At 53.0% G+C, this 12,812-nt stretch carries 14 protein-coding genes; 3 read left to right on the top strand and 11 right to left on the bottom strand.

Annotated features, from left to right (window positions below):
- Positions 1 to 146: 146 nt before the first annotated feature.
- From L692_RS0116685 to L692_RS0116635, 11 genes are all read right to left on the bottom strand, one after another.
- Positions 147 to 404 (bottom strand): AbrB/MazE/SpoVT family DNA-binding domain-containing protein, encoded by a 258-nt coding sequence (locus tag L692_RS0116685; RefSeq protein WP_025701258.1) that lies wholly within the window; start codon positions 402 to 404, stop codon positions 147 to 149.
- 297 nt (positions 405 to 701) lie between these two features.
- A complete protein-coding gene (locus L692_RS0116680; protein ID WP_025701257.1) occupies positions 702 to 1,037 on the bottom strand; it encodes a hypothetical protein in 336 nt (111 codons plus the stop codon).
- Positions 1,038 to 1,100: 63 nt separating this feature from the next.
- Positions 1,101 to 2,159, bottom strand: coding sequence for a CapA family protein (locus L692_RS0116675; protein ID WP_025701256.1), 1,059 nt, complete (start codon positions 2,157 to 2,159; stop codon positions 1,101 to 1,103).
- A 150-nt stretch (positions 2,160 to 2,309) separates the two neighbouring features.
- Complete coding sequence (locus tag L692_RS0116670; protein ID WP_025701255.1) at positions 2,310 to 2,879, bottom strand: manganese catalase family protein; 570 nt, start codon at positions 2,877 to 2,879, stop codon at positions 2,310 to 2,312.
- 32 nt (positions 2,880 to 2,911) lie between these two features.
- Positions 2,912 to 3,178, bottom strand: a complete 267-nt coding sequence (locus L692_RS0116665; RefSeq protein WP_025701254.1) for a spore coat protein CotJB — start codon at positions 3,176 to 3,178, stop codon at positions 2,912 to 2,914.
- 3 nt (positions 3,179 to 3,181) lie between these two features.
- Positions 3,182 to 3,412, bottom strand: a complete 231-nt coding sequence (locus L692_RS0116660; RefSeq protein ID WP_036724117.1) for a spore coat associated protein CotJA — start codon at positions 3,410 to 3,412, stop codon at positions 3,182 to 3,184.
- A gap of 243 nt (positions 3,413 to 3,655) precedes the next feature.
- Positions 3,656 to 5,014, bottom strand: coding sequence for a hemolysin family protein (locus L692_RS0116655; RefSeq protein ID WP_025701252.1), 1,359 nt, complete (start codon positions 5,012 to 5,014; stop codon positions 3,656 to 3,658).
- 18 nt (positions 5,015 to 5,032) lie between these two features.
- Positions 5,033 to 6,169: a radical SAM/CxCxxxxC motif protein YfkAB gene (yfkAB, locus tag L692_RS0116650; RefSeq protein WP_025701251.1), complete on the bottom strand. Its 1,137-nt coding sequence runs from the start codon at positions 6,167 to 6,169 to the stop codon at positions 5,033 to 5,035.
- 282 nt (positions 6,170 to 6,451) lie between these two features.
- Positions 6,452 to 7,528 (bottom strand): HD-GYP domain-containing protein, encoded by a 1,077-nt coding sequence (locus L692_RS0116645; protein ID WP_025701250.1) that lies wholly within the window; start codon positions 7,526 to 7,528, stop codon positions 6,452 to 6,454.
- Positions 7,529 to 7,660: 132 nt separating this feature from the next.
- The gene (locus L692_RS0116640) at positions 7,661 to 8,485 is read right to left on the bottom strand and encodes an undecaprenyl-diphosphate phosphatase (RefSeq protein ID WP_025701249.1); all 825 of its coding nucleotides are present in this window, start codon (positions 8,483 to 8,485) and stop codon (positions 7,661 to 7,663) included.
- Between the two features lie 58 nt (positions 8,486 to 8,543).
- Positions 8,544 to 9,983, bottom strand: a complete 1,440-nt coding sequence (locus L692_RS0116635; RefSeq protein WP_025701248.1) for a bifunctional metallophosphatase/5'-nucleotidase — start codon at positions 9,981 to 9,983, stop codon at positions 8,544 to 8,546.
- Between the two features lie 134 nt (positions 9,984 to 10,117).
- On the opposite strand from L692_RS0116635, the gene L692_RS0116630 reads away from it, so the two are divergent.
- The 3 genes from L692_RS0116630 (at position 10,118) to L692_RS0116620 (ending at position 12,718) form a co-directional block, all read left to right on the top strand.
- On the top strand, positions 10,118 to 10,840 hold the full coding sequence (locus L692_RS0116630) for a molybdenum cofactor biosynthesis protein (protein WP_025701247.1): 723 nt from the start codon (positions 10,118 to 10,120) through the stop codon (positions 10,838 to 10,840).
- Between the two features lie 115 nt (positions 10,841 to 10,955).
- A complete protein-coding gene (locus L692_RS0116625; RefSeq protein WP_025701246.1) occupies positions 10,956 to 11,990 on the top strand; it encodes an HD-GYP domain-containing protein in 1,035 nt (344 codons plus the stop codon).
- Positions 11,991 to 12,295: 305 nt separating this feature from the next.
- Positions 12,296 to 12,718 carry a hypothetical protein gene (locus L692_RS0116620; RefSeq protein WP_025701245.1) on the top strand — a complete coding sequence of 141 codons (423 nt, stop codon included), beginning with the start codon at positions 12,296 to 12,298 and terminating at the stop codon, positions 12,716 to 12,718.
- The last annotated feature ends 94 nt before the right edge of the window (positions 12,719 to 12,812 follow it).

Here is a 12,812-nt window from a genome sequence, read left to right as displayed (position 1 = left end):
GGCAGGCGGCCTGCTCCTTCACGGAGCTTGCCATCCTGCCGTTTTGCAATTCCATGCGGCCACCCCGGTACAAGGGCAGCCTCTCATCTCTCATGAAAGATTGTTCCCCGGCGCGCCGAGGCGGTCAATCTTCCCGCTTCCTCTCACTATGCCTGATGCTCAAAGCTATCAATCAGCTCGTCAAGAATGTCCCGGCTGACCATTTTGCCCTTGAAGTTAATCAGGTTCTCCGAGCTTCCGGAGAAAATGCAGGTAGGTTCATATTTTCTGAGAATGATCTTCTCGCCGTCGACAAAAATTTCAAGCGGGTCCTTGATGTCAATCCCCATCGTGCGGCGAAGCTCAATCGGAATGACGATACGTCCCAGCTCATCCACTTTTCTTACAATTCCTGTTGCCTTCATCCAAAGTATCCCCCTCGAAATAACACTTTTTATAATCATTTACATATGGAAACGCTTAAGTCCCATTAAGAGTTAGAAGTGGTTACACTCTATTTTGAATTGTAAGGGGCTTCCTCCTATCTGTCAAATCAATTTTCTACATCTTTTGATACATATCGACAAAAAACATATAAAAGTGTTGCCGAATTCGACAAATTTCCGACCTATTACTAATAATTTAATCTAAAATCAGTGCTTTTTAACAGCGAATACATAAAAAAAGAGCCCTTTATTTATGGGACTCTGGGACTCTCTTTTTTATTTCCAATCTTTTCGCTTCTTGGCGACCTTATAGGCAAGCTCGTCTTTCCTCGGCCCAACGGCGTAAATGTCGATAATTGTAAGTTGGGGCTGCTCCTCCGCTACACGATAAATTACTCGGATACCCTCGTCAAGCAAACGAAGCTTTATAGCCCCTGCCAGATCACCGTGAAGTTGCCAATCCGGATTGATTTCATGCGGGTTAGAGTTGGTCTTAAACCTTTTAATAATAGCTTTCAAAATGATTTTGATATCGCCTTTTGGATAGTCAAGTAAATCTTCCAGCGCACCCGTCTTAAAGCGGATATCTACTTTTGATATGACATGTGACATGTCTTATTAATCATTTTTTCTCATCAAAAAAAAGCAGCGGCCACTAGGCCGCCGCTCCTGACGTTACTTTACGCTTGTATTTTTCTCGGACACATTGCCCTTTGAATCGACAAAAGCGTTGTATGACAGCTTGTTCAGCGTCTGAATAATCTTCTTGTTATAATTCGCATCCATAAATACCGGCTGGCCGCGCATGATTTTAACCGGCGTTATGCTGGCGGACAGCTTGTCGCCGGAAATTTGAAAGTTGGCCAGCATCGAATCCAGCGTCTTCTCTCCGCCCCGCGAGGAGCGGTTGAACACAAAATTCCCAAGCGAATAGTAGACCGGCTTGTGCTTGTAGTATTCAACCCCCATCAGGCAGTGGCTGTGCGAGCCGATAATGAGATCCGCCCCGCTGTCGATCATCTGCCTGGCCAGCTGACGGGATGCTTGCAGCGGGTAATCCTTGAATTCCTGATTCCAGTGAATGTACACGACCGTGAAATCACTGGCTTTGGCCGCTTGCCTGATCTTGCCAAGCAGCGGTTCCGTGCTGTAAGCCGAGGCCGCTCCCGGCTTGTTCCTGCCCGCATACCATGAAGGATCGGACAGCACACGGCTTACGCCCAGCACGGCGATCTTCTTGCCTTTTACATACCTGGTGTAAGGCTTGAACGCCTCGTCCATATCCTTGCCCGCTCCCGTCCGTCCAATCCCGTACTTGTCCAGAAAGGACAACGTGTCCAGCATCGCGGTCTGTCCGTAATCCAGAATATGGTTGTTCGCCACGGTCACTCCGTCAATTCCGGCATAATTTAGCCCGGCGAGCGTGCCCGGCCTCGACCGGAACGCGAATGTTTTGTCCGCCGCCTGGCCTCTTGTTGAAACGGGCGTCTCCAGATTGGCGAAAGCCACATCCGCTGTCTTCAATACGGGCGCCACTTTCAGGAAGGGGTAGTTCACCCCGTACTTTGCAATCTGATCACCGACATAGCCGTCAAGCAGAATGTCTCCGGCGAATACCAGGCTGACACGATCCGAGGCTGACGCCTGATTTGGAGCGGACGCCGCTGCTCCAGTTCCTTCCTGCGCGTATAGAACCAACATAATCACGATGATGATTGCTGAACATTTTCGCAAATGAATCCCCTCTCTATTGTCGCTTTCATGCGGGTCAATCCCAGCACCTATCCCATTCTACTATAACCAACCATTCTATTAAAGTGCTGGAAGAAAGGGTCAAAAAAAGTCCCACGCCCCACACCAGCGTGGAGAATGGAACTCATTGATTCAGAACACCCTTTTGTACTCCCGGTCCTCCTTGAGAATCTCCACGGCTTCCCTGAACCGCTGCGAATGCACGACCTCCCGCTCCCTGAGGAACTTGAGACTATCCATCAGATCCACATCATCGGTCATGTTGATCAGCCACTGGTATGTAGCCCGGGCCTTTTCCTCTGCGGCAATGTCTTCGTACAGATCGGCAATCGGGTCTCCTTTGGCCTGAATATAGGCGGCGGTCCACGGCACCCCTCCTGCATTCTCGTAATAAAGAGCCGAGTCATGGTTGGCATAATGGGCGCCGAGTCCGGCCTCCTTCAACTGCTCCACGGTCGCATCTTTGGTCAGCTTGTAGACCATCGTTGCAATCATTTCCAAATGGGCCAGCTCTTCCGTTGAAATGTCAGTCAGCAGTCCGATAATTTTATCCGGGATCGAATATCTTTGATTCATATAGCGAAGAGCGGCGGCCAGCTCCCCATCCGCGCCCCCGTACTGCTCGATCAGGTACTTCGCCATACGGACGTCGCACTTGCCGACCCTTACCGGATACTGCAGCTTTTTTTCATATATCCACACTTGCATAACCTCCTTTTCGTTTGTATGCCTGCCTAGACTTGCCAGGGCCAGGGGCTCTGACTCCATTCCCAGGGACATTTCGAATAGGCGCGCCCAAAGTTCTGCAGCGGACCGTACAGCTCCTGAAACTGTTTGGCCAGCCGGGTCCGCTCCTGGGTAAGCTGGTTAAACTGCTGGATGCTTCTCAGGTCGGCCGGATGGGTATCGAGATACAGATTCAGCTCCACCAGCGCAAAATCAAGCGTCTGCAGCTGCTCCAGCAATTCATAGTAACGGGGGTCGCAAGAAGTTGTATCCATCTCTTAATTCCCTCCCCTGTTTTGAGGTGAATACGGGCTAAACAGCGCCGGCCACAGCGTTCCGAATCTCAGCGCCTCCGGAAGACTGAACTGCGGCAGATTGGGGGGCTGGAATCCCAGAAACAGCTGGGGCGGCACAACATAGGTTTTGCAGAGAATCGGCGGGCAGGGATCGAACGGTCCTCTGAACGGCGCATAAAAGCGCTCCTCAGAATTCGGGAGCTGGGGATTTATTCCCTGGGGATTCAACGCTTGAGAAGTCAACGGTTGAGTGCTCAACGGTTATTCCTCCTTTGCTTCCTTCTTGGCTTCGCAGAGCAAAGCCACACGGAATATCTTCGTAACTAATCTATGAAGGCCGCCCGCCAATAAGACGTTGTTCAGCAAAAAAAGACCCGCCCCAGGGAAAGCGCCGTTCGTGGCGCGGGGCGAGTCTTATGGGATCAGAGACGGACATGCAAGGCGAGCTTCACCGCTTCAATGGTTCTCCGTCTGAGCTTCAGCCTGCTCCTCTTCAGGAGGCGCAGGCTCCCGGTGAATATTGATCCGGGTAATTCGGAGCCGGGTGGATTCCTCCACCTCAAATATGACATGATCGACGACTCTGCGCTTTCCTTTGGCCGGGTTGCCCTCAAGCTCCTTGAACAGCCAGCCGCCGATGGAGTCGACCTCTTCGTCCTCAATCTGGATGCCTGTCAGGTCATTGACATCCTCGATCAGCATCCGTCCGTCAACCGAGATATAGCCGTTATCCCTATACTCCACATCGGGGCGCTCATCTTCGAATTCGTCATGCAGGTCGCCAACGATCTCTTCGATGATTTCCTCCGCTGTAAGCAGACCGGCCGTGCCTCCGTATTCATCCACAACCAGTGTCATCTGGGAATGATGCTTCTGCATCAGCCGCAGCGCATGGCTGATCTCAATCGACTCCGGCACGTTCAGGATCGGACGGACCAGCGTCGCCAAATCGCCCTGCTGCTCCGGGGAGGCGAGCAGAAAATCGGTAATATGCACAAAGCCGATGATCCGGTCCTTGTCCTCCAATGCCACGGGATAGCGGGAATGCTTGGTCTCCGAGACAATCCGCATATTCTCTTCCACGGACAGGTTCGTGTACAGGCAGTCCATATCCGTCCGGGGAAGCATTACCTCGCGGGCCAGACGGTCGGAGAACTCGAATAAATTGTCCATCAGCTTCATTTCATCCTTGTCGATCACGCCGCTCTTCGCGCTCTGATTCATCAGGATGCGGATTTCCTCCTCCGAGTGGGCGGCCTCCGCCTCGCTGGCGGGCTCTACGCCGATCAGGCGCAGCAGCCAGTTCGCCGAGGCGTTCAGCACCCAGATCACCGGGAAGAACAGCCTGTAAAAGAAAATTAACGGAGCCGAGAGCAGCAGCGCTGAGCCCTCCGTTCTCTGGATCGCCAGAGATTTGGGCGCCAGCTCGCCAAGCACAATATGTAAGAAGGTGATAATGCAGAAGCCGACAACGACCGATACGGTTGAAATAAAGGTATGGTCCGTGACCCCCAGCTTGAACATCAGGGGCTCAACCAGCAGCTCCGAAATCGCCGGCTCTCCTACCCAGCCAAGGCCAAGCGAGGCCAATGTGATGCCGAGCTGGGTGGCGGACAGATAAGCGTCAAGCCGGTGGTTGACTTTAAGCGCATAGTTCGCCAGCTTGTTGCCTTCGGCCTGAAGCTGCGTCAGGCGGGATTGGCGAACCTTCACAAGCGAGAACTCCGCCGCCACGAAGATACCGTTCAAAAAGACGAGCACCAGAACAAGCAGAAGGTTTAGCACTAAACTCCCTACCTCAAATTCCGTATGCACGATAACAACGCCCCATTTCTACAAATTGATCGCTTTCCTCGATTTAAAATCAATATCCGGGTAATACATTTCTTTCACCAACAGATTGGGGCCGCAGCAGCCGGCATCGGCGCAGTGGCAGTTCACCTTCTGGTTCAACGGATGCTCATTTTGCCATTTGGCAAAAATATCGTCCAGCTTGCTTGCGTAGATGTTCCCGAATGCGGGGATATCGGCAAAATCCGTAACGAACACATCACCCGTAAACATGTTGACATTGACGCGGTTGCGGCCGTCCGGATCATTACGCACCGTTACGTTCTTCTCGGACTTCAGACGGCGCAGCAGCCCGCGGTCTTCCTCAAGAACGCTGCAGGCGAAAAAGGGCAGCGTTCCAAACAGCATCCACATCCCGGGGTCCCGTCGGTCCAGCAGGGAATGGATGGCGGCAGCCATCTCCTTCAGCGACAGAACCGGAAGCGAAGACGCGAAATTGGTGGCGTACATCGGATGGACTTCATGCCTGCGGCAGCCCATTTCTCCGATCAGCCGGTGAATTTCCGGCAGCTTGCCGTGCGTTCGGTAGTTGATCATCGATTCCGCCGAAATGAACATGCCTTCCCCGCTAAGCCGCCGGGCATTCTCCAGCATGGTGTCATACAGGCGATAAGCCGTCTCTTTCGCTACGGCATGACCGCTGCCCGCAAAGCCCACCTCATGAAAATCATCGCCGTTCACATAGTTGAACGAGATGTGCATAACGTCGAGATACGGAAGCAGCTTCTCATACCGGGAATACGGCATCGTCAGATTCGAATTCATCTGTGAGCGCACCCCGCGCTCCTTCGCATATTTGAGCAGCGGAACAATCATATTGTCCACAGTGTCCGCGCGAAACATCGGTTCTCCGCCGGTAATGCTGATCGTCTCCAGATGCTCGACCTGCTCCAGCCGGTTCAGCATGCTCTCAAGCGGCAGCATTTCTCCTTCCCGCGACGTCAGGCTATCGCCCACGGCACAGTGCTCGCAGCGCATATTGCACAGATTCGTTACCGTCATTTCCACACTGGTGAGCACATGCTTGCCGTACCTTTGCAGCGAGGAGATCGGGTCCCACGGATCATAGCTGGGTGACAGTTCCTTAGTTATTGAGGCTGGCGGTTGAAACCTGTTCATGTGCAGTAACTCCTTCAATTGCAATGCTTATTCTCTTTATTAACCAAAAAAATTACGGAAAACTTCCGTCTTATCCCTTATCATACCATGAACTTTTATAAAAGCGCATCGCCTCCGGGTCTTCTTACCCTTCAAAGAGGCCAGGCCGGCAAAAAACAGAATGCAGCGAAAGAACGGGAGCCAAGGGATCCTCCAGGCTGGAGGCCCCTTCTTCCCGTTCCCGCTGCATGGCGATCGGCTCCGCGTTAGACCCCCGGCGATTGCTGCTGCGGGCATCCGCCGCTAATCCATCACGCTGGAAATGATCACGGACAGGGTCTTGCGCAGATCAAGTTCATACGGAGTGATCTTCTCTCTCTCCGGACCTTCAATGACCCTTACCACGGGTCTGTGGGGAAGGCTCGGATCGATTCTGACGACCACGCCGGTCTCTCCGTTGCTGAGTCTGACATGCAGACCAATAGGGTAAATCGCCACACGGTCACGAAAAATCTCCAGCTGCTGCTGCTCGTACAGCGTGCCTGAGCCGACATAGAGCGCCTCCACTGCCTGGTGCGGCAGCATGGCCTTTTTATAGACACGGCTGGAAGTCATCGCGTCATAGGAATCCGCGACGCCGATCCACTTGGCGAATTCGTGAATCTGTGGACCCAGAAGGCCGCGCGGATAGCCGGACCCGTTAATCCGTTCATGATGCTGCAATGCGCAGTGGGCGACGAGCAAGGGAATGTTCGGCTCTTCCTTCAGAATTTTGAAGCCGATCTCGGTATGCGCCTGCATGTGCCGGAACTCCTCATCGTTTAGCATGCCCGGTTTTTGCACGATTTTGACCGGAATCTGCGTCTTGCCGATATCATGGAGCAGAGCGCCCAGACCAAGCATGTTCAGGTCGCTGCGGCTGTAGCCATAAGCGATTCCAAGCACCAGCGTATACAGGCATACGTTCAGTGAATGAGAATACAGATAATTATCGGTAGTATGCATGTCATGCAGCATAATCATCGGATCTTCCTGCCCGGACATATCGTCCAGAATGGAATCCATAACCTTGGAGAATTTCTTGTCCAGATGATAGAAGCCTTTCCTGATGCCCGAAGCGCCCGACATTTCCTGAAACTGGGTGCGTATCGTCTTCAGCGCCTGATTGCGGGTCTCACCCTGAAGGATATCGGGAATTTCCACATCCTCCGTCAACTCGTCATGAATGTATACATACCCGATATCTATTCTGGACAAGCGGCTAATCAGCGAAGCGTTAAGCACGACACCGTCAGAGAGCAGCACCAGCCCTTCATCATTATATATTTTTCTGCCCAGCCTCATCCCCTCTTGAAGCCGGTTGATTGGTACCAAACGCAACTTGGCTCACTCCTGCCTAAACGGTAATTAGGTGCCTTGCTACAACTTCATGATCATACATATATCTATACCGTTACTACTGCGTACAGCAAGCGAGTCAATCCCATGGCAACATCGCTGCGGTAACAAATATCAGCGCATAACGAACAACCAGAAACAGGCGGCCAGCAGAAAACGGTAAATGGCAAAATGGGTAAGCCGGATTTTTTGAATCAGGCGCATGAACAAAATAACGACGATGTAAGCCACAACGAACGAAACGAGGAATCCGATAGCAAAGATGCCAATCGTATCGCCGGTAATCTCCTTGTACGAATCGAGCAGCTCATACCCTGAAGCCACGCACATGATCGGGATGGCGATCAGGAAGGAGAAATCGGCGGAAGCCTTATAGCTGACCCCGGTCAGCATGCCGCCGGAGATGGTTGAGCCGGACCGTGAGAAGCCAGGCCACAGTACGGAAATAATCTGGTACAATCCGATCGCCAGCGCCTGGCCGTAGGATATGTCGTCCAGTTCTTCCGCCGTAATCCGGACTTTGCGCTTGTTGACCCATTCGGCGACAATCATCAGAATCCCCCCGGCGACAAGCGCCCACAGCACCGTACTGGCGCTAAATAGACTCTTGATAAAATCACGGGCGAAAAAAGCTACCGCCAGCGCCGGAACGATGCCCAGAAGCACGTGAATGAGGTTGAGCCGCGACCGGGGCATAACGCCTCCTCCAGCGCTCTTGCGGCCGATCCCCAGCAGGTCGAGTATGCGGCGGCGGTAGACGAGCGCGATGGCGAGAATGGCGCCCAGTTGAATGACAATTTCGAAGGTCTTCATCAAATCATCCTGCTCACTGAATCCAAGCAGCCGGGAGGTCAGAATCATGTGTCCGGTAGAGGAAACAGGGATAAATTCGGTAACTCCTTCAACAATAGCTAGAATAATGGCTGTAATCGTGTCCATATGGGCCTCCTAAACAGTTCTGCGATTTGGGGTACATAAAAAGAAGCCGGGCCGCCAGCTAGAAGGTTCTCGGTTCCCAGCGGGCCTGCGCGCACTCGTCCAGACTTCCCGGGCGCTGCAGTTCCATCCGCAGCAGGTCCCGCAGGAAATGAGGCAGCAGGAACAGAACATCCTGTCCATTGCCTATGGATTCATAGCCCGTACGAAAAGTGAACATGTCGATCGTTCCGATGGAATACTCCCTGTTGTCCTCAAGCGGCTGTCCGTCGACAAAAACTGCAATATTTTCATCATAAGGCATCGCATGAGGATCGTACAGGATTTTTATTCCGTCCACCGCCAGACCGCCGAGCCGCTCTCCCCGGAAGCCGTAACCGTAGATGACCTTCTCGCGGAACTCGGCCGCCAGACTCTGCTTCAGCGCGGTGCGAATATCGTTGCCGGACAGACGCATCACGCACGGATTGATCGGGGAAGGACAAAGCGAATGCAGCATACCCGCCGTAATCTCTCCCATGGGGAGCGGCCCGAGCAGCTGTCCGGCATTGACCAGCGAGAACGCAGTACCCGTGAACTGCCTCACCGCTTGCGCCAGCAAATTCGCAAAGGGCGATTCTCCGCTGATGTCAAGCGGGAGGCTCCGGTCGGTAATGGCAACCGTCTCGCTTAACGCTTCCTTTCCGCGCTGCAAATGGATCGCGGCCGCCTCAGAGACGGTGGATTCGGACAGCGAGGGATCGACGGGGAGACACTCTCCCGCTACATAATGGAAAGGCTCATCTTCTCCGCCGCGTTCGAATACCAGCCGCCCCAGGTAGCGCCCAAACTTCCCTGCGCCGCACACCGCCGTGCCGCCGATGATCAGCGGCTGTTCCAGCACATGATGGGTATGTCCACCCAGAATGGCGTGAACTCCGTCCAGACGCTCCGCCAGCCGCCGGTCGGCCGGCAGACCCAGATGTGAAAGAATGATCAGAATATCCACTTCCGGCGCGAGCAGCCGGCACTCTTCCCTGAGACATTCCTCCGGCTCCAGCGCATCCCAACCGAGCAGCGAGTAGTACGAAGCAAAGGGGACGGTCGCTCCTGTGACCCCGATCCTGACGCCCTCTCTTTCCAGAATCGCATGGCGCTTCATCCAGCGCGGAGGCTGGCCCGTTGCCGTCTCAACCAAGTTGCAGCACACAACCGGACACTGGGTTCCCGCAAAGACAGTCGACAGCATTTCCCGAGAGAACGTCAGACCTTCATTGTTCCCGATGGTAATGGCGTCATAGCCCGCAAGGTTGATTATGTCAATATTCGCCTGTCCCATCGTTCCTTCGGTCGCCGCGGCTGCCCGATCCATATGGTCGCCAATATCAAAGAGCAATACGATGCCGCCTTGAGCTTCTGCTCTCTGTCTGGCGATATCGGCTGCGAGCGGACTCATCATGTCGAAATGGCTGTGAATATCATTGGTATGAAGAATCGTAAGTCGCTCTGTTTCAGGCCTCATCGTCCAAGCTCCTTCCGGCATTGAAGCCGCCTCGCATAAGGAGGCAGGCAGTTTGTCTTTAGAGCCTAGCATAACATTTTCAATCGCAATATGGTATATTGTAGTCACTACGATCATTTAGAGGTGAACCTAACATGCAAATTTCAATTCGTCTTTTTGCGGGGCTGGCTGAAGCGCTCGGTTCCCAGACTCTGGATTTCCACGTACCCGAGCCTCAGGTGACTGCCGGCAAGCTCAAGGAGCTGCTGTCCGCTTCCTACCCCGAAGCCGCCGGTCAGATTGCCGTCTCCATGATTGCCATCGATCGCGAATACGCTCCGGAAGACACGGTTATCTCCCCGTCCTCCGAAGTGGCGCTTATCCCTCCGGTTTCCGGAGGGGAGCCTTCCCCGGACGAGGGGAACTCCCGGAATGGACTCTATACCGTGACGGAGCAGCCGCTCCGTACGGACGACATCCTGGACAAGGTGCTGGACAAGGGTCATGGCGCTTCTCTTGTCTTCATCGGAACAACGCGGGAAATGACCGGAGACGAGCGGACCGAGGCTCTCTACTACGAGGCTTATGCCCCGATGGCGCTCTCCAAGTTTGAAGAAATCGGCCGTGAGGTTATGGAACGCTGGCAAGCGCGGTGCGCCATTTCTCATCGGATCGGATATGTTGGGCTGAAGGAAGCCAGCGTTGTAATCGCCGTTTCCTCCCCGCATCGCGACGCCTGCTATGAAGCAAGCCGCTTCGCAATCGAAGAATTGAAACGTATGGTGCCTATATGGAAAAAAGACATAGGCGCCGCAGCTGAGCACTGGAAAGGCGCGGATAAGGCCCACCTTGAAAATTGGCCTTCGGCTTTCAACTGATTTGCACCGGGGCGTCTATCGTCCGCTTTTCTATAGAAAAAGAAGTTTATGTGCAAGCATGCTGCTTATGCATTCTTAATATTTCAAATAAAGACAGGTAGAGGTGGCATTGAATTTGAAAGTGCACATCACGGATTTAAAGCCCGGTGATTATCTGAAGGAGGATACCTTCAGCCATCGGGGCATTCATATATTGTCCAAAGGATCGCAGCTTCAGGAAGATGACATTAACCGGCTTATTCAGCATGGCGTGGAATATGTTGATATTGAAGGTCCCGTACAGTTTAGCGCCTCGAACCCGTCTGTCATTCAGACGGTGGCCACGCAATTTGACCAAACGATAGAAGGCTTTGAATCGCTCTATATGGAGGCGCTGGCGAAAGGAAGCTTTAATCAGTCCATGGTTGACGATATCCTGAAGCCCCTGCTGAGTTCGCTCGACCAGAGTAAAGATGTCGTTACTTTGCTCCTTCTGCTGGACCGTGATGACGATTACACCTACAATCACTCGCTTCAGGTCGGCATGCTAACTTATTATATTGCCGCCTGGCTTGGTTATTCCAAGAAGGAGTGCTACGATATTTCCCGTGCAGGATACCTGCTTGATATCGGCAAATGCCGCATCCCGGCATCCATTCTGAAGAAGCCCGGCAAGCTGACTCCGGAGGAGTTCCAGGAAGTCCAGCGGCATACTACATATGGCTACGAGATTATCCGCAACTCCATGAGCGACCACAGCACGGCGCTTGTTGCCCTTCAGCATCATGAACGCGAGGACGGCTCGGGTTATCCCGCCAAGCTGGTGAAAGCCGAGATTCATCCGTACGCCCAGATTGCCGCGATTGCCGACGTATATAGCGCTATGACGACATCCCGCGTGTATCAGTCGAAGCAGGAGCTGCTCAGCGTTCTTCGGGAGCTGCACAATCTCGGCTTCGGCAAGCTGAACGGCAAGTCGGTGCAGGCTTTTATCCAGCATCTTATGCCGAACTTTATTGGCAAGCGGGTTCTGCTCAGCACCGGAGATATGGGCGTTATCATACTGAATAATTCAACCGACGTATTTCGGCCCCTGGTACAAAGCGAAGGGCGCTTCATTGATCTTTCCCGGGAACGGAATTTGGCGATTGTTGAGATTTATATGGATTAGCCGGCATTTCGCCATTCCCTCACCATACCTCTCCCCATCCGGGATTTCCATAAGCAGTGATGCTCCGTCACAGCCGGAAACCGCTCATACTCTCACACTGACAGCTTGCCATAGTCATCCCTTTACTCCTTTATTGGTCACACCGCCAGGCACCTGGTCCGGTTATTGTCTCGGGTTAACCAGATCTCTTCCCTCATATAAAAAGGCGGATACAGCTTGTACATCATATTTTCACATAGTTCTATATACCTAGTTCATATCAGGTGTATAATTGGAAGAAAATAGATGTTCAAAGGAGATGCGTTATGGTTAAGCAGGCAATGAGAGCAGGTCTTTTGCTGGCGTTGGCTTTTATCCTCTCCGCCCAGCCGCTCTTTGCGGCAGGCAAGACGGTAAAGGTCAAAGTGACCCTGGTAAGCGCAGAGCTGGTTCACAATGAGCATGTGGGCAATGAGTGGTGGTGGGGCGGTTACGTCAACGGCAAGGAGCTTGAGGAAGGATCATCCGCAACAGTTGACGTAAGCTCTTCTGGCTCGATCGAGCTTCGCGCGGAGGCGCAGGAACTGGACAAATATCCCGAGGACGGAACAGCCAAAGCCACAGTCAAAGTGTCCTCCATTAAATCCTCCATTAACAAAGCCTTGGATGTCACCGTAACCGAAAACCGCGGAAGATATTCCGGAAAACAGGCACACTGGCGCTTTGTATTCAAGATTCAGAAGCTATGATGATTATTCGCTATTTTAAGAAGAGACTGCGTCTGCCCGAAAAGGGGAGACACAGTCTCTTTTGCTGCTGCCTTGTCAAAAACAGGCCCGCCGC

It is taken from the genome of Paenibacillus forsythiae T98, assembly GCF_000520735.1.
GTDB classification, from domain to species: Bacteria; Bacillota; Bacilli; order Paenibacillales; family Paenibacillaceae; genus Paenibacillus_AQ; species Paenibacillus_AQ forsythiae.
This window is presented reverse-complemented; position numbering and strand designations above follow the sequence as displayed.

What these genes read in the sequence shown, in the direction of transcription:
- L692_RS0116685 (WP_025701258.1), bottom strand. Translation starts at nt 404, where the DNA reads ATGAAGGCAACAGGAATTGTAAGAAAAGTGGATGAGCTGGGACGTATC.
- L692_RS0116680 (WP_025701257.1), bottom strand. Translation starts at nt 1,037, where the DNA reads ATGTCACATGTCATATCAAAAGTAGATATCCGCTTTAAGACGGGTGCG.
- L692_RS0116665 (WP_025701254.1), bottom strand. Translation starts at nt 3,178, where the DNA reads ATGGATACAACTTCTTGCGACCCCCGTTACTATGAATTGCTGGAGCAG.
- yfkAB (WP_025701251.1), bottom strand. Translation starts at nt 6,169, where the DNA reads ATGAACAGGTTTCAACCGCCAGCCTCAATAACTAAGGAACTGTCACCC.
- L692_RS0116640 (WP_025701249.1), bottom strand. Translation starts at nt 8,485, where the DNA reads ATGGACACGATTACAGCCATTATTCTAGCTATTGTTGAAGGAGTTACC.
- L692_RS0116635 (WP_025701248.1), bottom strand. Translation starts at nt 9,983, where the DNA reads ATGAGGCCTGAAACAGAGCGACTTACGATTCTTCATACCAATGATATT.
- L692_RS0116630 (WP_025701247.1), top strand. Translation starts at nt 10,118, where the DNA reads ATGCAAATTTCAATTCGTCTTTTTGCGGGGCTGGCTGAAGCGCTCGGT.
- L692_RS0116620 (WP_025701245.1), top strand. Translation starts at nt 12,296, where the DNA reads ATGGTTAAGCAGGCAATGAGAGCAGGTCTTTTGCTGGCGTTGGCTTTT.